Annotated in this window: 20 protein-coding genes; 19 read left to right on the top strand and 1 reads right to left on the bottom strand. The window is 29.7% G+C overall.

The genetic code is table 11. The features are described 5' to 3' along the window. The first annotated feature begins 25 nt into the window (after positions 1-25). The gene (locus tag PQF96_RS11130; RefSeq protein WP_271766144.1) at positions 26-871 is read left to right on the top strand and encodes a cupin domain-containing protein; all 846 of its coding nucleotides are present in this window, start codon (positions 26-28) and stop codon (positions 869-871) included. Between the two features lie 34 nt (positions 872-905). After that, positions 906-1340, top strand: a complete 435-nt coding sequence (locus PQF96_RS11125; RefSeq protein WP_271766142.1) for a hypothetical protein — start codon at positions 906-908, stop codon at positions 1338-1340. 343 nt (positions 1341-1683) lie between these two features. Here the strand turns inward: PQF96_RS11125 and PQF96_RS11120 are convergent, their stop codons facing one another. Beyond that, the gene (locus PQF96_RS11120; RefSeq protein WP_109434650.1) at positions 1684-2061 is read right to left on the bottom strand and encodes a Fur family transcriptional regulator; all 378 of its coding nucleotides are present in this window, start codon (positions 2059-2061) and stop codon (positions 1684-1686) included. An 86-nt stretch (positions 2062-2147) separates the two neighbouring features. On the opposite strand from PQF96_RS11120, the gene PQF96_RS11115 reads away from it, so the two are divergent. The 17 genes from PQF96_RS11115 to PQF96_RS11035 all read left to right on the top strand — a co-directional run bounded on the left by PQF96_RS11115 (position 2148) and on the right by PQF96_RS11035 (position 17567). Then, positions 2148-3242, top strand: coding sequence for an alkene reductase (locus PQF96_RS11115; protein ID WP_271766140.1), 1095 nt, complete (start codon positions 2148-2150; stop codon positions 3240-3242). Between the two features lie 260 nt (positions 3243-3502). Further along, positions 3503-4708, top strand: coding sequence for a PDZ domain-containing protein (locus tag PQF96_RS11110; RefSeq protein ID WP_271766138.1), 1206 nt, complete (start codon positions 3503-3505; stop codon positions 4706-4708). Between the two features lie 142 nt (positions 4709-4850). Next, positions 4851-5636, top strand: coding sequence for a cupin domain-containing protein (locus PQF96_RS11105; protein ID WP_271766136.1), 786 nt, complete (start codon positions 4851-4853; stop codon positions 5634-5636). Between the two features lie 232 nt (positions 5637-5868). Continuing rightward, a complete protein-coding gene (locus PQF96_RS11100) occupies positions 5869-7833 on the top strand; it encodes a carboxypeptidase-like regulatory domain-containing protein (RefSeq protein ID WP_271766134.1) in 1965 nt (654 codons plus the stop codon). 220 nt (positions 7834-8053) lie between these two features. Beyond that, on the top strand, positions 8054-8869 hold the full coding sequence (locus PQF96_RS11095; RefSeq protein ID WP_109434645.1) for an AraC family transcriptional regulator: 816 nt from the start codon (positions 8054-8056) through the stop codon (positions 8867-8869). Positions 8870-8943: 74 nt separating this feature from the next. Beyond that, entirely contained in the window at positions 8944-9426 is a 483-nt protein-coding gene (locus tag PQF96_RS11090; protein WP_271766131.1) for a VOC family protein, read from the top strand. Between the two features lie 211 nt (positions 9427-9637). Then, positions 9638-9997, top strand: a complete 360-nt coding sequence (locus PQF96_RS11085) for a hypothetical protein (protein ID WP_271766129.1) — start codon at positions 9638-9640, stop codon at positions 9995-9997. 40 nt (positions 9998-10037) lie between these two features. After that, positions 10038-10619 carry a Crp/Fnr family transcriptional regulator gene (locus PQF96_RS11080; RefSeq protein WP_109434642.1) on the top strand — a complete coding sequence of 194 codons (582 nt, stop codon included), beginning with the start codon at positions 10038-10040 and terminating at the stop codon, positions 10617-10619. 54 nt (positions 10620-10673) lie between these two features. Further along, a complete protein-coding gene (locus PQF96_RS11075) occupies positions 10674-11000 on the top strand; it encodes a hypothetical protein (protein ID WP_109434641.1) in 327 nt (108 codons plus the stop codon). Positions 11001-11040: 40 nt separating this feature from the next. Further along, a complete protein-coding gene (locus PQF96_RS11070) occupies positions 11041-11553 on the top strand; it encodes a DUF2867 domain-containing protein (RefSeq protein ID WP_109434640.1) in 513 nt (170 codons plus the stop codon). A 55-nt stretch (positions 11554-11608) separates the two neighbouring features. Then, positions 11609-12001 (top strand): hypothetical protein, encoded by a 393-nt coding sequence (locus PQF96_RS11065; protein ID WP_271766124.1) that lies wholly within the window; start codon positions 11609-11611, stop codon positions 11999-12001. Between the two features lie 12 nt (positions 12002-12013). Next, positions 12014-12595, top strand: coding sequence for an NAD(P)H-dependent oxidoreductase (locus PQF96_RS11060; protein WP_109434638.1), 582 nt, complete (start codon positions 12014-12016; stop codon positions 12593-12595). Between the two features lie 309 nt (positions 12596-12904). Next, positions 12905-13294, top strand: coding sequence for a nuclear transport factor 2 family protein (locus PQF96_RS11055; protein ID WP_109434637.1), 390 nt, complete (start codon positions 12905-12907; stop codon positions 13292-13294). Positions 13295-13305: 11 nt separating this feature from the next. Further along, a complete protein-coding gene (locus PQF96_RS11050; protein WP_109434636.1) occupies positions 13306-14067 on the top strand; it encodes a GNAT family N-acetyltransferase in 762 nt (253 codons plus the stop codon). A 400-nt stretch (positions 14068-14467) separates the two neighbouring features. Further along, positions 14468-15094 (top strand): hypothetical protein, encoded by a 627-nt coding sequence (locus PQF96_RS11045; RefSeq protein ID WP_271766122.1) that lies wholly within the window; start codon positions 14468-14470, stop codon positions 15092-15094. A gap of 702 nt (positions 15095-15796) precedes the next feature. Then, a complete protein-coding gene (locus PQF96_RS11040; RefSeq protein WP_271766121.1) occupies positions 15797-16408 on the top strand; it encodes a helix-turn-helix domain-containing protein in 612 nt (203 codons plus the stop codon). A 106-nt stretch (positions 16409-16514) separates the two neighbouring features. Continuing rightward, positions 16515-17567 carry a S41 family peptidase gene (locus tag PQF96_RS11035; RefSeq protein WP_109434633.1) on the top strand — a complete coding sequence of 351 codons (1053 nt, stop codon included), beginning with the start codon at positions 16515-16517 and terminating at the stop codon, positions 17565-17567. Positions 17568-17617: the final 50 nt, after the last annotated feature.

The following is a 17617-nucleotide window of genomic DNA, read 5'->3' as shown; positions in this document are numbered from 1 at the left end:
GTAAAAACTTAAAATCATTACTCAAATGAAAACATTAAATACTCTTATTGCTACATTATTTTGTGGCCTGTTTATGATGAGCATATGTGCTCAAAGAATTAGTGCATCAGAAGTAACACCTGATGCTGAAAATAAAACCAAAACTGTTCTTAAAATAGAAGTTGAAAAAATCTTAAACACTTACATCGAAGATTACAGAAACGATCGTCATGCCAAAGAAAAGCGAATTGTTGGTATAGAAGTCCCTGAGGTTGATGGGAAATGGACAATAAAAATAACAGGAAAAAAAATAGGTGAAAAAAAATGGGAAGTAAATCTTTTAGAAGGATTACCAAATATACCTACTTATGTCTACCGTATTGAATTAGAAACTTTAAAAGCAATTAATAATGAAGAAATAAACGCACTTACTGCACAAGCAAAAGCTTTTTCTAGCGATTATGCACCGATGGATGTATACGAAATTAAAGGCTACAAGCCGACTGAAGATGATGATAGTGCATTAAATGCTTTTTCATTTCATTTTTGGACCAAAGGATTTCCTGAAGTTATTCCATTTCGTCCTGATGCAACGCGTAGAGCTCATGGTTCTGGAGTTACTATTTTTTATTATGAGAAAGGATTAAGAACAGGTTGGTATAATATACTGCCAGGAGAACGTGTACGAGAAGATGCAAGAGAACAAGCTATGCCTTTTCCTATGATGGGAGTAATGATTAAGGGGACTGCAAAAGGGATTGTAGACGGTGCACCTATTACTGTTTCTGAAGGAAATACAGTATTTATCCCTGCTAATGTGCACCATAAATGGTGGAATGAGTCTGATGAATCTGTAGAGTTAATACTCATTATGTTCGGAAAAGGTGCTTAAATACACAATACTTTAACTACTTATACTTTTAGTTATGAATTCTGAAAAATTATTGTCCAGGCAATGGATAACTGTTGGTGCAATTTCAGGAATTATTGCAAATATTTTATTTCCAATACTCTTATTAACATCATTACCGAGTTATATTGAAATATTTTTGGCGAGTATTTTTGGAATTTTATTTTCCTTAGTTGGTTTTGCTCTTCATCATTTATTAAAATACGAGAAAATAACCATACTTACACAGTTAGGAGCTATTTTTATCTTTTGCAGTGGTGTGATTTTTAATCTTATGTTAATGGTGCAACTCACTTTTAAAGGATATTTACAACACTATCAAGATGGTATAACTGCACAAACAGATATAGATTTACTTAATTGGATTGCAAAAACTGTTGATCCTGTACATTTAGGAATGCAATTATCGAATGACTTTTTTACTGCTATAGCCATGTTGCTTTTTCAATAGTTATGCTAAAGAGTAAATATTTTGGAAAGATTTGGGGAATATCAGGTTTCTTAATTAGCATATCATTGATACTAATTAAATGCTACGCTTTCCCCATGACGCCATATGAAATAGGATTTCCTTATATATTTGGACCATTGATGGTATTGTGGTTTCTAGCAGTTTGTATACAATGTCTTAGAAAAAAGCAAGAAATAAATAAACTACCTATAGCATAGTATATAATTAACCCTTAAGGTAGTTATGTTCTAATCAGAAAATGACAACTTAATAAAATCAATTACCAACACGCATAAAACTAACCATAACAGGCTATATAAAAACCGTAATGGACAGTTGAAAGTCAACGAGAACAATCCTCACAAGTTCCGGATAAAACACAATTTACACCATCCACTTGATAACCATTCGGTACCGAAAAATCGACTTTTACCGGTAGACATTCAATAGTCTCACACTTAGTACATCTAAAATGAAAATGATGACCCGAAAGAATTTTATCATCACAGTTTACGCAAACGGCAAAATACTGTTTGCCATCTTCTGCAACTACCCGATGTAAAATACCATCTTCGCAAAACCGATTTAAAACACGATAAATTGTTGCTCGGTTAATGTTCTGCGTTATTTTTTGTTCAATAGCATCTCTACTCATTGCTTTTCCAGATTTCTTGAGCAATTCTAACACGGCTTCTTTAGTTGGAGTATTACGTCTTTCCATATAAATGCGACTTTTTCGCAATAACTATTGCGAATTACTTGCAATAATAACAAATTTACTTAATTTTGTCAAAAATTCAAGATAAAATGACAGTATTAGATAAATATATAACGCAAAACATAACCTTAAAAAATAGGGTTATAATGGCTCCAATGACAAGGAGTAGAGCTAATAATAAAAAAGGATTAGCAACTGACTTAATGGCTCAATACTATGAACAAAGGGCAACAGCAGGATTAATTATTACAGAAGGGATTAGTATAAGCAAACAAGCCATTGGATACATAAATGTCCCAGGAATATATAGTGAAGAACAAACAATTTCTTGGAAAAGTATTACTAAAAAAGTTCATCAAAAAGGAGGTAAAATATTTGCTCAACTTTGGCACGTTGGTAGAATATCTCATCCTGATTTACTTGATGGAAATTTACCTTTAGCTCCTTCTCAAATTAATCCAAATTCAGAATGTTACACGCATTCAGGATTTAAAGGTACTGTCACACCCAAAGAAATGACTCCTCAAGAAATAAAAAATACAATTTTAGATTTTCAAAAAGCAACAGAAAACGCCATAAAAGCAGGTTTTGATGGTATAGAAATACATGCTGCAAATGGCTATTTATTTCATCAATTTTTTGCAAAATGTGCCAATACAAGAACCGACCAATATGGTGGAAGCATTGAAAATAGAGCTCGAATTTTATTTGACGCATTAGATGCAATTCAACAAAAAATTCCTTCATCAAAAATAGGCGTTAGACTTTCTCCCGATTTTAAAACTTGGTTTGGTATTCAAACAGATGATGAAACAACGCAACTGTTTGAATACATCACTACAAAACTGAATAACTATAATTTAGCCTACCTACATATTGGAGGTTATGTAGAAGCAGATGATTCTAACCCAACTCAAAGTATTTTGGATACCGCAAAACATTATCGAAAATTATACAAGGGAACGTATATCATAAATCGAGGTTTCACAAAAAAATTGGCAAATGATGCAATAGAGCAAAATTTAGCAGATCTAATTTCGTTTGGAGAACCATTTATTAGTAATCCCGATTTGGTGAAACGTTTTGAGCTGAATACACCTTTACAAAAAGCAGATCAAAGTACTTTCTACTCAACAGGAGAAAAAGGTTATACAGATTATCCATTTTTAGAAAACACTATTTAATATTAAAAAACAAGAAGGGAACATATAAAGTTAATTGGACTAAACATTATAAAATTTAGGTTTTAAGAACGGGTAAATTAAAAACAATACAACAATTTGTTTCAGTGTAAACCCAAAAGTTTATCGCTTTCTACTCCCCTAATTATTATACACTCTATACACTAAAAAATTATCGAGAATGTTGGATAAAGCAACATAATTTGGTTCGAGGCAACCATTTTTATTTTTTTTACGTCTTTATAAAAAAATAGCCTTGACAAATGCAAAAATTTATTGTACTCATAATATTCTTTTTTTTAATCGATTTGACTAGTGCTCAATCTGCAAAAGAACAATTAGCACTTGCTAATTCTGCTAAATTAGAAAACAAAGTCTTTTTTGAGGAGATATCCTTCCAAAATAAATTTGGCTACTTCATAATACCAGTACATATTGGAAATAAAAATTATGAATACATTTTTGATACAGGAGGATACAATACATTGACTTCCGAAATTATGGATAAAAACAAACTTCCAAAGTTAATGGAAGTAGAAGTGGGTAGTTCTAATCAAATAAAATCTAAAATCATACTAACAAAAATACCTTCAATCAAAATTGGAGATATTGATTTTAAAGAAATTGGAGCGTTTAATTTTGATTTTGACGATTCACCTCAAATCAAATGTTACACAAATGGGGGGATTATTGGTAAAAGCATTATTAAGAATGCTGTTTGGCAAGTAAATGCTAAAGAACAAAAAATCATATTGACCGACAACATCAATAAACTAAAAAACCTCAACAATGCAATCAGAATAAAAGTAAAACTAGATAAAACTTTTAATCCGTTTATTAAAGCTAAAATTAATGATAAAACATTAACTTTTTTACTTGATTTTGGCTACGGCGGTTTTATTTCACTTACTGAAAAAGTTGGTGTAAATTTAAACTCACAAGAAATAGTCGAGATTATTGGAGAAGGTTCTATAAGTGCAAATGGTATTGTAAATGAAAGTATGTTTATTAAAACATTAGAAAGTTTTAAAATAGGACGTTCTAATCTACAAAATCAAGTTGCCTACTATTCAAAATCTAATAATTATAATCTTATTGGTTCTGGAATTACAAAACATTTTATTGTTACCTTGAATTTTAAAGATCAGGAACTCTTGCTTACGCCAATTGAAAATAAAGAAAAACTGAGCTCTAAAAAATCATTTGGGTTTGACTTAAATCGGAACGATAACAATGTATACGTGAGCAAAATTTTTAAAGATTTTTCTGCAGAAAAAGCTGGATTAAAACTAAATGACATTGTCATTTCTATTAACAACAAAGATATTACCAAAAGCTCTTATTGTGATTTCTACGATTACACAAAAGAAATTTTAAGAGGTGATGAAGCTATTCGACTAACAATTAAACGTGAAAACGTATTGCAAAACATTCAAGTAATTAAGTCTAATATATTCAATTTAGAATAAAAACACTTCTGTCAACACTGTATAAAATTGATAGCGGTTTGGGTACTAACCTGAACCGTTTTTGTATTTATTTAAGTATATTACTTTCTGAAAACTAAGTGTGTCTGATCTACTATTACACTTTTACTAAACCTTGTGCGTAATGAAAGGAATTTTAATAACCGTAATTTTAACTATAGTATCTACATTATCTTTTGCTCAAAAAACATCCAAAGATTCAATAATTGAACCATTTAAAATTGAAGATAGATTAATCTCAGGATTGGATATACCCAGGCTAAAATTAAAAGCGCATCCAGAACGTGAATACTATCAAAAAAATATTTACAAAGGGCCAGAACTAAGTGTCTACATTTTATCAAGTGAAACTGCATTAAATGAAATCAATAATTTTCCTATTGATGAATTTGTCTATTACATTAATGGTAGAGCTGATATAGAAACTAAAGATTCTACTAAACTTACTTTTTATTCGGGCGATTACCTTTTTGTACCAAAAGGATTTTCTGGAAATTGGACAAATAACGGCGGAAATAAACTTCATTTGGAATTATCAGTAATTTCAAATAAGCGAGGCGATAGCACCAAAACATCGATAGCCAAAAACCCATTTTTACTTGACCAAGAATTATTGTCTGGAATTGGTCTAACAAAACATAATTCTACTACGTACAAGAACATTATCTATTCTGGAGTAGAATTAGATGTTTTTACAGAAGCAGAAATACCAACAAAAAAAGAAATTTCTGAAAACAAAAAAGAGCAATTCATACACATACTCAATGGTAGTTTAACAATCCGACCAATTAATAGTCAACCTCAAACATATTATAAAGGAGACTTCTTTATATTACCAAAAGGATTTAGTGGAAGTTGGGAAGTCGAAGGACAGAGATTATTGAGGATACTAAAAGTAATCTCAAAATAAAAAACATTATGATTTGCAAAGTGATAAAATATAAAAATTGATGTTTTAATATTGATAATAAATACAAAATAATACATTCAACTTAATATCAAACCAAAATTTAATTTACATCTTCTCCCCTACTTTTCTATACTTAACATTATATCACATTTAAAAAAAACATTTCCTAATCAAGACAACTATTTGATAAGAAATAGCGTCTTTAACAATAGACACCAATCATGAAAAGAAAATGATACCCAAAAAGATTAGTTATTTACTTTTATTAGTTCCCATACTATTAGTTGGCCAACAAAACCAAAAAGAAAAATATAATGCTGGATTTATGTCTTTAAACTTAAAAGACAAAGGCAGAATTTATAAGCCTGAAACCTCGAATAACGATAGTTTACATTTTCGACCTGTAGATTTAGATATTTGGTATCCATCGAATGAAAAAAAAGATAAACCATTAATTTTTGGAGATTTATTCAAATTATTTGAAGAAAGAGCTATCAAATATCAAGAGAACAATGATTTCTCTGGACTTACTTCAGAGTTAGCACAATTTTACGTTGCCGAATTGGGTGTCGGTACAGATGGAGAAAAATTATTGGAAATAAAAACAAATAGCTTTGGTAACATAACACCTTCTAGTAAAAAACACCCAGTAATAATCTATATGGCAGGGTTTAATGGAATGGGGTTCGAGAATTACAAAGTTTTGGAGAGTTTGGCAGAAAATGGATTTGTTGTTGTTTCTATTTGGTCTGTTGGCCGCTATCCTGGTGATATGACTAATGAAAAAGAAGATATGCAAGAGCAAGTCTATGACGCTGAGTTTGCTTTGAATTACTTGAAAAATAACAAAAAATTAAATGTAGATTTAAACAATATTGGAATTCTTGCTTATAGTTGGGGAGGTATGGCTGCAGGAGTATTGTCCAATAAAAATCAAAATATAAAAACAATAGTTTCCTTTGATGGAACAGAAACTCATTATTTTGGAGAAGTTGACACGAACGTGTATGCTAACGGAGCAACTGGAGAAGATAATGACCTGTTTATTAAAGAAATATATGATTCAAATCTTCTGAATCCACAAAATCAAAACATCAGTTATCTTTATTTTGAAAGTGGTGATAAGCTCAATGATTTTCAGCCAACCGAAGAATACAACTATTTTAAAAAATTGAATTCAGAAAAATTTTATTTACGATTTGAAAATAGTACTCACTCTGATTTCACCAGTATACCATCCATTCTCAATGCATCAATAAACTCAGTTAAAATTTATGAAAACATAAATACTGCAACAGTTAATTTTTTCAATAAAACTATAAATGGTAACGATACCTTTACAGAAAATTGGGAAACATTGATTGGATCAGATTCTACGAATATTGAGACTTTTGATATTTCAGAAAAAACAATAGCTACATCAGAAATATCTGGTAAAATAATTGATGCTAAAACTAGAGAATCACTATCGTATGTAAATATTGGTGTCCTAAATGGAGAAACTGGAACAGTTACCGATATAGAAGGTAATTTTATTTTAGAAATGAATGACCAAGTTATAAACGACACTTTAAGAATTTCGATGATAGGCTACAAACCCATCGAAATATTGATAAAAGACCTGAAATCAAAAAAAAGGCCTTTTTTAATTGAATTAACCGAGCATATTAGTGAGCTAAATGAGGTTGTAATTACTACTAAGGCGCTTAAGAAGAAAATCATTGGAAATAAAACCAAATCTAAATTCCTAAGTACCGGTTTTAGTTACGACCAATTAGGCGCAGAAATGGGAATTAAAATAAACATTCGAAAAGAACCAACATTTGTCGATGCTTTTAATTTCAATATTTCTTACAATCGTTTAAGTGCTAAATCTATTTTCAGAATAAACTTTTACTCAGTAAAAAATAATAAACCCTTTGAGAATATTTTGACAAAAAATATATTTGTAGAAATAGAACCAAAACAGACTGGATTGATTTCGATTGACTTAAAATCTTATCACATAGTTGTAAACTCAGATATAATAGTTACTCTTGAATGGGTAGATAACGAAGGAGAAAACAAAAAAGGAGAGGCAATCTTTTTTTCGCTAGGTCTTTTAACAAACGGTACAATTTATAAAAAATCAAGTCAGGCTGAATTTAAAAAATATAGTAGTATGGGTGTTGGATTTAATATTGACATTCGGGAATAAAACATAGTTTAGCGATATATAAAAAACATAAGGCTCTGAAGCTTACTCAAAAGACCTGTGTTTGTTTGCAAAATCGTCAATTAAAAAATTGGAATTTACAAAAAATGATAAAAGGAAAATATTTATATTTGACTTAGTCCCAATCCAAAATATATCGTTTATCACCCGTCCAATGTTACCTCCCCTTAACATTGTGTATCACTAAAAAAACAAACTATCAATGGATTATCAAACATTTCAGCCGCATCCAGATTTAGAATCCCTAATTAGCTGTTATTGGACTTTAGAAGTTCCTGCTGATAATGATTCGCAAAAACAGCGAATCGTTCCCGATGGTTGTATTGAAATGGCTTTTATTCTAGGTGATGATATAAAACGATATACTTCAGAGGATGAATTTATATTACAGCCTCGTGCAATGATACTTGGGCAAACCATTAAACCATTTTATATAGAACCAACAGGATATGTGAATACATTCGCAATCCGATTTTATCCATACGGATTTGCAAATTTTGTAGCTGAGCCAATTAAAAACTTAGCTAATAAAGAAACTCCGTTAGAAGTATTGTTTGAAGAAAAAATAGCTAAAGAACTAGAACAAAAAATAATCTATGCAAAGAGTGTTAAACAACGAATAGAAATCATAGAAGTATTTCTTCTGGAAAGGTTAAATGATAAATCGACGGTTGAAAATATTGTAAAAACAACTATTAATGCTCTACTATCTACGAACGGAAATGCACCAATAAAAACAATTCTTAAAGATGATTTATCCAAAAGAAGACAACTTGAGAGAAAGTTTGAAAAACAAATTGGAGTTAGTCCAAAACAATTAGGCAAAGTCATTAGATTACAAACCGCATTAAAAATATTACTTAACACAGAAACAGAAAGTCTAACTCATATTGCATACGAAAGTAAATATTATGACCAAGCCCATTTTATTAAAGACTTTAAGGAGTTTACAGGAACTAGCCCAAAAGAGTTTTTAGGGAATGAAAATATGACTCTTTCTGCTCTTTTCTACAAATAGATCAAGTGTCGCATTTTTACAATTTCTGTTTCTTTATAAAAGATAATTTTGTAGTGTTTAACTAATTGAAACAAATGAAAAAAATAATACTAATACTTGCCTTGTGTCTTATGGCTTGTAACAGCCAAAACAAATTCAAACCAGAAGAAGAAAAGCAAGATTTACCAGTAGAACAAACTACAAACGAGATGCAAAGTTTTATTTCTCTTTTTGAAATTCCTGCAACAGATATTTCACGAGCAATCAGTTTTTATCAAGCTATTTTGGGTATTAACATTGAAAAAATGGAAATACCAGGAATGGAAATGGGAATATTTCCGTATGAAGGACAAATGGTTACAGGAGTTATAATAAAAGGAGAAGGATACGCTCCTTCAACAAATGGTGTGACCATATACCTTAATGGTGGAAATAATCTTCAACATATTCTTGATAAGGTCGAAAAAAACGGAGGAAAAGTCATTGTCCCAAAAACTGCACACGCAGATGAAAGTGGATTTTTTGCCATGTTTTTAGATACTGAAGGGAATAAACTCGGTCTAAATTCCTTAAACTAAACAAAGAAAAAGCAAACGCTTTGCATTATACATAAAATCAGAGCAAAGTTTAGTTTGAAATCAAAAGGTATTTTCCTTTTGCAATAGTACTATATTTTTATAAATTTAATAAGAAATAAAAATGAGTAGATAAATTGATTGGTTAAGGTATGTTTGCCTTGCTTCAATTCATATATTTGGTATTCTTTACTATTTACCAATCAGAATCTAAATGGAAATCAAAATACATAAAACACTAAAGCCTTATCATTGGATGCTGTCAATTATTACTATTCCAATATTTGGTCTTTTTACAACATTTTATGGTTGGATTTTTTACGCAACTATTTCTGGCCAAAATGGAATTTGGGGAAATATGTATAGTTACTATGATTTGACAAAAGAGCAATATGGTTTTTCCCGACTTATTATCCCTCTGATTTTAATTGGGTTAATAATATTCCAATTAAAATATCTGATTGAAAAAAATGCAAATCGAATGAATAAAACATTGCTAGTTTCTTTAATTTTTATTGTACTCTGGATCATCGGAGAGTTTTATTTGCAAACAAAATTTATTGGGAAAGGATAACGGAAAAAATAAAAAAGGTATACTGTAGTCAATTAGAAAAATGGATAGTGAGAAAATCTTAAATAAAATAAGTGAAATATATTCACCTTTATCCGTCGAATGTCAAAAAGAATTCATTATCAACTCAAAACTTAGCACTTTCAATAAAGGAGAGATTGTAGTTAGAGAGGGTCAATATTCTAAAAAGGCCTATTTAATAGTGGAAGGCTGCGCAAGAGCTTATTATTTGAAAGACGGCAAAGATATTTCAGATTGGTTCACTTTCGAAAATCAGTTTATGGCACCAATTGTTAGTTTTTTTAGCGAGGAACCAAGCCCACATTATGTTGAATTTGTTGAAGATTCAAAAGTTTTAGAATTTTCGAAAGACATAATAGACAGCCTTACTAATAAACATCATGACTTCGAACGCTTTATCCGTATTGTAGTGACTGAAACCATGTTAGGTTTATGCGAAAGGTTATATACAATTCAATTTAATAAGGCCGAAGAAAGGTATAAACACTTATTAAGTATATATCCTGATATAACCAATAGAATTCCTTTTACACATATTGCTTCTTATTTAGGAATTACTCTCGAGACCCTGAGCCGGATAAGAAATCCCAAAATTCGAATTTGATTTATATCAAATGAAACTTCTTTCATTTAAATAACCTTTGTAAAAAGATTAAAAATGGAAGAAAATAACGAACAATCGAAATCAATTTGGGGGAAATGGTGGATACCATTTAGAAAATGGTTTTATCCAGCTTGGCTAGTATATGAAGTTTCAATACGCTTTTATGAATATTCATTATCTGTTCATATTTATTTTATCGAACAACAAAAGTATGTAGGACAAATCGGTGCTCAAACTTTAGCTATTTTTTGTAGCATCGCTACTTTCATCATTTGCACATTTTATTTAACCGTACCTGCTTGTTTTACCCTGTTTAAGTTATTTAAAGAAGATGATTTAACAGGCTCAAGATTCGAACAGCTAATGAAAAAGTTTTTCTAATCCTCTACCTGCACAACAACTATAAGCAATATTACCGGTTATGAATACAAAAGTCATTTTAGAAAACACCCCTGATACAAGTCTGATTAACAAGACATTAAATAAAATCGATTATTCAGACACTTACGCTACAACCAATCATTTAGATAGTTTAGAGAAAATTACAAATATGATATTTGCCAATTTTCCTAATTGGGTTACAATTATGATGAAGTTTAGAAATACAATTGTGAAAATTTTCGATTTAAAAACTCAAAAACCTTCAGATTATAACACTGATTTTAAAGTAGGAGGTTACATAGGGTACTTTAAGATTTATGAAATAATGAGTAATGAAATTATTCTTGGGGCAAATGATAAACATCTCAATTTTAGAGTCAGCGTTTTTAATTCTCAAGAACTAACCTATAACATTAAAGTTTCTACCATAGTACAGTATAATAAAAGATGGGGTAAAATATATATGACAATTGTTAAACCTTTTCATCAATTAATTGTAAAAAAAATGGTTAGAAACGCCTGTAAAAATAGCAATACACGTATTTCAAACTAAAACTATACTGATATTTCTACTCATCAAATTTATAGTCAATCCTAATGTATTAAATATGAATGCACATTTGTTTATTGCGGGAATCCTTTGTTTTATTTTAGGGCTATCTCATTCAATATTTGGAGAACTTTTAATTTTTCAACACAAAAAAAATAATAAAAAAATAATACCTACAATCGTAAAGTCTGACCTTAAAGAAAGGCATCTAAGAATTATTTGGACTACTTGGCATATAGCTTCTTTCTTTGGCTGGTGTGTAGGTGCTATACTAATAAAAATAGCACTTAAGCAAACTATATTAAATGCTGAATTGATAGAATTCATAATAAGTTCAATTGCAATTGCAATGTTTTGTTCTTCCTTTCTGGTTTTATTCGGAACAAAAGGAAAACATCCTGGATGGGTAGTTTTCCTAGTAATTGGAATTTTAACACTACTAGGAATCTAAAAATAACAAAAGATGAATAAACGAATAGTACTAATCATTGGCCATCCAGATAAGGAAAGTTATAATAATGCATTAGCAGAAGCATATAAAAAAGGAGTACAAACTTCTGGTACTGAAATTCAAGAGATAATAATTCGAGATTTAGAATTTAACCCAAACCTTCAATTTGGATATAGAAAAAGAACAGAACTGGAGCCAGATTTGTTAAATGCTCAAAAAAAATTGAAATGGGCTGACCATCTGGTATGGATTTATCCTGTATGGTGGGGCTCTGTACCTGCAATTATGAAAGGTTTTTTAGATAGAGTTTTACTTCCTGGATTTGCTTTTAATAAAAGAAAAAACTCTTTGTGGTGGGATAAAAGTTTCACTGGCAAAACGGCTAGAATAATCTGCACCTTAGATCAGCCAAGTTGGTATTACAAATGGTTCTATAGAAGTCCTAGTCATAATGCCATGAAAAAATTAACAATGAATTTTATAGGTGTAAAAAAAGTACAAATTACAACTATAGGACCAATAAGACTATCCAAAGAAGAATTTAGAGTCAAATGGCTAAAAAAAGTCGAAAAACTAGGGTTAATGAACAAATAATAATTCGCTACAACATGGTGGTATATAAGTAACAATGGAAGAAGTGTCAAACCTAAGTTTTAAATGTATAAACCGTCTTCATTCTCAATAGAAACAATCAATTTGTATTTATCTCATAACCATTTTAAGAGTAATAATCTTAAAAGAAATATTTTGTGATTTATATCATTTTTTAAATAGTTGATAGATAGTAGATTTAGTATTTAAATCAAAAACATAATACTAATATAAATTATAACTTTTTTACTTATAATGTGTTGACTTTAAAGTTCTTTCGCGCTACAAAACAACTAGTTAAAAATTAATGTTATGAACAAAGAACATCCAAATATCGAGGTTTTAAAAAGACTTGACCTTACCAACTTAGTAGCAAGTACCGAAGTTATTGCAGAAGACTTTGTTTGGCATTATTTTAACCCAGAATTGCCCGACTTAGAAGGAGACTATTTCGGTCTTTCTGGTTTAATGGACTTTTTTAAAAAATTATCTGATCTCACCACTGGTACCTTTAAGATAAATCCTCTGTCTATTACTCCTATGGGAGATGAAATAGTTGTCGTGCATGTCAAAGACACTATGCTATTAAAAGGTAATCAAATGGAAGTTGACGCCGTTGTCGTATGGAGTATTTTTGATGGTTTGATCAAAGAAGCCTGGGACATTCCTGCAGTGCGTACTGCTACCGTTATAAAATCATAAAAACAGAAACTATGAAACTAGTAGAGGTAACACCAGAAAATGCTGTAAAAGAAACTTTCTTCTGCATAAAGAATACCCAAAAACAAGGATTTAAAGATAAACTTAAGTGGTTTAAAAAGAGCTACAAAGAAGGTCTAAAAATAAAAATTCTTAAAAATGATGAAGACAAAATGATTGGGTTTATAGAATACGTTCCAGCCATAAAAGCATGGAGACCTATAGATGCTGATAACTATATGTTTATTCATTGTACCTATATATACGCTAAAAAGGATCGGAATAAAGGTTATGGATCAATACTCATTGAAGATGCTGAAAAAGAGGCAAAAACCAAGGGGATGGATGGCTTATGCGTAATAACGAGTAAAGGTGGTTGGCTGGCTAATAAAACTCTTTTTGAGAACAATGGTTTTGAACAACTCGAAGCAAAAGATAGGTTTGAACTTCTTTCAAAAACATGGAACAGCAGCGCTAAAAAACCTAAATTCTACAATTGGACCAATCAACAAAAAAAGTACAAAGGTTGGCATTTACTTTATGCAGACCAGTGTCCCTGGAACGAAAAGTCTGCAGTAGCAATACTAAACGTAGCAATGGATTACGGTGTAGATTTGAAAGTATCCAAAATAAACACAGTAGAAGAAGCAAAAATGGCCCCTTCGGGATTTGGAGTTTTCAATCTATTGCACGATGGTAAGTTACTAGAAGACCATTATATTAGCGCGACACGATTCAGAACTATTTTGAAAAAGGAACTGGATATGTCAAAATAAAATAATAAAAAGTACAACATCATGTATACTTAATTTCCCAATACATCTGAAAATCACAACTGATTTTCTCAACTATCCCCCACACAAACCATTACCTAGTATTTTTAAAACCTAATAAATTTTGTCATAGATTTTAAAAGTTCGTATTTAATCGTAGCAAAGTAGATTAAAAAAAGTCTGTATTCAAAAGCATAAAAGTGTAAAGAGAAATTAGATTTATCTGCAAAAAATTCACGCTAAGAGTGCTGTAAAATTTGCACTTAAACAATAACTCCTTGCTAACTTTAAACATAAAAGTAAAACTTAATATAAAATAGAAATGTACAAAAAAATGATTGTTAAGATATACTCTCCTTAATTCTATTCATATATTTAGCATTCGAACTAGAAAACTAAATAAATGATATTCGGAACAGTTTTTACCGGACAAATTAAAAGTCAAAATAAGCAATGTATTGAAACAAAAGTTTTTTGTTTTATTGTTCCTATTTATGTAATGACAACAACTTTAGTAACAGATATGCTCCCTAGAGGAAGAAAAGGAGTAGAAATTAAGACAAATAAAACAAGTATTATTGCTGCCTTTATAAGACCAATTATAAGTGTTTTAACCTTTTTTTCAATTGGAGCCTATATTGGAAATTTTGAAAACAATGAATGGCAGTGGCTGATTATACCTTCCCTAATTTCTATTTCTTTATTTGTATATTTTTGGTTTTATTTTGGTAAAACAACAAAAAAAGAGGCCTTTATTAGAAATCAATTTGCAAAAGAAACTGGACTATATTTTATCCCTAATTGGATGAAGAACATGAATCTTAAACACTTTTTTGCAGAACTTAAAAAAAAATACAAACAAGAATTTAATGATGAATCATGGAATGATAAATTAATCGGACTATCTAAATACGATTCAAATTTTTCATTATTTTTTTGTTTAACAGCATTAGAAGCAGAACTGAATAATGATTTAAAAAAGAAAGATTTGATTGACAAAACAACTAAAACTTTTGCTCACAAACTATAACTTCAACTTTATCTATTTGACTATATTCTAAGCATTTCGACATTGCATGTATTTGCTCTTAAACAAATTTGGAATTTAAGATCTATACTAAAAACAAGTAAAAAAATGAATTGATTAAAAAAAGCAATTTTTAGACAAAACATTAATAATATATTAATGCAGTACTATAGGTTACCGCCCTAAAAATTTCAACATCAGAAAAAAATCGATAATTCGTTAATAAATATCATAATTCTTTTTGGAGCTATTCAAGGCTTTGCATTGTGTCTGTTTTTTTTAATTAAAAAAAAGGTAAACAAAAATGCGCTTGGTTATTTTGTATTATTCCTTTTCTCTTTATCCTTCTTTAATCTTATATATTATTTTCTTGTTATGCAGATAACGGTAATTGCCGGTATCCCCATAACCTCATTTCCTTTTCCTTATAAATACCTCATCGGAGTAGGGTTTTACTTTTACATAAAATCTCAAATATCTAAAGATGAAAATATCATTGCTAAACATGAATATTTTTTATTTCTACCAGCTTTACTTTATACTATTTTAAGAACTTACTGGTATATAAACCTTCATACAGGTATAGACAAAAATATCTTTTTGAATGTCTACAAAACAGGATTTTTTGTTTATAATGAATTTGTTTATTTGATTTTTAATCTTCTACTACTTTTTTTCGCTATACGATTCTTAAAAAGAACCAGTATGCAAATCAAAGGTTTTAATACAGCGCGAAAAAACTGGAGGTGGCTCTTAAAATTTTCCTACATATTTATGGCTATTACAATAGTAAACTTACTACATCAAAGTATTATGAGTCTTACCGGTTTACAAGATAATGGACAACTATACCTAATTATTCTAGTGATAAATACGATCTATATTTATTGGGTAGGTTTAGAAACATTGACAAAATCAAAATTCTTATTTAATAGTTTTAGCCTAAAACAAAAAAACACCGAGCAACAGCAACCTATAAATCCATTTGCGCAAAAACTTGAACATTATATAAAAACAGAAGAAGTTTTTACAAATAAAAACCTGAAAGTGGCTGATCTGGCTTATTTATTAGAAACAACCGAAAAAGAATTGTCTTCATATATACACGAATCATTTAATATGTCATTTTCAGATTACATAAATCAACATAGAGTTGAAAAAGTAAAAGAATTACTGATATCTGAAAACCAAAATATATATACACTCTTAGCTATCGCAGAAAGTGCAGGCTTTAGTTCTAAGTCTTCTTTTAACACCGTCTTTAAGAAAGTTACCGGCATAACACCCACCCAATACAAGGTAATGCATAAAAAATAATACGTCCATTATTTTTTTTCTGGACATTCTTCTCTTCTTTTTTAACAAAAATAAGTGATTCCAAAATTAGCTTTGCTCATATAATCATTTATTAAAACTTAAAATTATGAAGTCAATATTTAAAGGTATTTTATTTAGTTTATTATTAATTACAAATGTATATGGTCAAGATAAGCCGAAAACCATTAAAGACAGTATCGCATTTTTTTATAATGATTTATTAAATAATCTAGAATCAAAGTACTTAAACCGTAAAGAAATAGACTGGGATAATATAAAGGCATACACTCTTAAAAATGCATTTGAAGCGAAAGATTTTGAGACATCTTTAAAAACTACGACTAAATTATTTGATACTATAGGTTGCAATCATTGTGAATTATTTGCCGAGAAAGACTCTTATAAAAGCACTTTAAATACCCCCTTATCACAGGATGATTTCAGCATCGAATTTTTAAGAGCATTAGAAAATGAAACTGGGTTCAATTTTGATGTTAAACTTATTAATAAAAATATTGGTTATATAAATATGCCTGGAATGTTGTTGATTAATTTGTCTCAAGATTCACTCAACCTCAAAACACAAAAAATGTATGATAAGATCGTTGAATTAAAGAAAAAAGAAACTATCAAAGGTTGGGTGATAGATTTACGTTTCAATATTGGGGGTAATGCTTATGTAATGTTAGCAGCTTTGTACAATTTGTTAGGAGATAATATTGTTTATAATTCAGTTGATATAAATGGAGCTAAGATTAATACGAATAGATTAGAAAATGGTGGATTTTATTCTGGAAAAACTTTAAAAACCAAAGTAAACATTTCTACTCCACCAGATTTACAGATACCTGTAGCACTTATCATTGGTAAAATGACAGGTAGTGCAGGGGAAGATATAGCGGTCGCTTTCAAGAATAGAAAAAATGTAATTTTTATTGGAGAAAAAAGCTATGGTTTCCTAACAGGTAATGACGTTTTTGAGCTTCCTTTTAATACAAAAATAGCCCTTACTATGTCTTATATTGTTGATGTAAATAATAAGTATCGAGAATACATTATTCCAGATATTGAAGTTATCAAAAAAGATAATTTTAAGGATTTAGCAAAGGATGAAAAAATAATTCGAGCAATAGCATTTTTTGAAACTGTAAAAGAATAATACTATTGAAAACTATATGAAATTAATTGTTAGTGCTAATTTACTAATCA

Origin of the sequence: Aquimarina algiphila (assembly GCF_947494415.1) — a bacterium.
GTDB lineage: Bacteria > Bacteroidota > Bacteroidia > Flavobacteriales > Flavobacteriaceae > Aquimarina > Aquimarina algiphila.
This window is presented reverse-complemented; position numbering and strand designations above follow the sequence as displayed.

What these genes read in the sequence shown, in the direction of transcription:
- PQF96_RS11075 (WP_109434641.1), top strand. Translation starts at nt 10,674, where the DNA reads ATGGAAGAAAATAACGAACAATCGAAATCAATTTGGGGGAAATGGTGG.
- PQF96_RS11070 (WP_109434640.1), top strand. Translation starts at nt 11,041, where the DNA reads ATGAATACAAAAGTCATTTTAGAAAACACCCCTGATACAAGTCTGATT.
- PQF96_RS11100 (WP_271766134.1), top strand. Translation starts at nt 5,869, where the DNA reads ATGATACCCAAAAAGATTAGTTATTTACTTTTATTAGTTCCCATACTA.
- PQF96_RS11090 (WP_271766131.1), top strand. Translation starts at nt 8,944, where the DNA reads ATGAAAAAAATAATACTAATACTTGCCTTGTGTCTTATGGCTTGTAAC.
- PQF96_RS11125 (WP_271766142.1), top strand. Translation starts at nt 906, where the DNA reads ATGAATTCTGAAAAATTATTGTCCAGGCAATGGATAACTGTTGGTGCA.
- PQF96_RS11050 (WP_109434636.1), top strand. Translation starts at nt 13,306, where the DNA reads ATGAAACTAGTAGAGGTAACACCAGAAAATGCTGTAAAAGAAACTTTC.
- PQF96_RS11065 (WP_271766124.1), top strand. Translation starts at nt 11,609, where the DNA reads ATGAATGCACATTTGTTTATTGCGGGAATCCTTTGTTTTATTTTAGGG.
- PQF96_RS11105 (WP_271766136.1), top strand. Translation starts at nt 4,851, where the DNA reads ATGAAAGGAATTTTAATAACCGTAATTTTAACTATAGTATCTACATTA.
- PQF96_RS11060 (WP_109434638.1), top strand. Translation starts at nt 12,014, where the DNA reads ATGAATAAACGAATAGTACTAATCATTGGCCATCCAGATAAGGAAAGT.
- PQF96_RS11080 (WP_109434642.1), top strand. Translation starts at nt 10,038, where the DNA reads ATGGATAGTGAGAAAATCTTAAATAAAATAAGTGAAATATATTCACCT.
- PQF96_RS11120 (WP_109434650.1), bottom strand. Translation starts at nt 2,061, where the DNA reads ATGGAAAGACGTAATACTCCAACTAAAGAAGCCGTGTTAGAATTGCTC.
- PQF96_RS11040 (WP_271766121.1), top strand. Translation starts at nt 15,797, where the DNA reads ATGCAAATCAAAGGTTTTAATACAGCGCGAAAAAACTGGAGGTGGCTC.
- PQF96_RS11055 (WP_109434637.1), top strand. Translation starts at nt 12,905, where the DNA reads ATGAACAAAGAACATCCAAATATCGAGGTTTTAAAAAGACTTGACCTT.
- PQF96_RS11035 (WP_109434633.1), top strand. Translation starts at nt 16,515, where the DNA reads ATGAAGTCAATATTTAAAGGTATTTTATTTAGTTTATTATTAATTACA.
- PQF96_RS11085 (WP_271766129.1), top strand. Translation starts at nt 9,638, where the DNA reads ATGGAAATCAAAATACATAAAACACTAAAGCCTTATCATTGGATGCTG.
- PQF96_RS11095 (WP_109434645.1), top strand. Translation starts at nt 8,054, where the DNA reads ATGGATTATCAAACATTTCAGCCGCATCCAGATTTAGAATCCCTAATT.
- PQF96_RS11110 (WP_271766138.1), top strand. Translation starts at nt 3,503, where the DNA reads ATGCAAAAATTTATTGTACTCATAATATTCTTTTTTTTAATCGATTTG.
- PQF96_RS11045 (WP_271766122.1), top strand. Translation starts at nt 14,468, where the DNA reads ATGATATTCGGAACAGTTTTTACCGGACAAATTAAAAGTCAAAATAAG.
- PQF96_RS11115 (WP_271766140.1), top strand. Translation starts at nt 2,148, where the DNA reads ATGACAGTATTAGATAAATATATAACGCAAAACATAACCTTAAAAAAT.
- PQF96_RS11130 (WP_271766144.1), top strand. Translation starts at nt 26, where the DNA reads ATGAAAACATTAAATACTCTTATTGCTACATTATTTTGTGGCCTGTTT.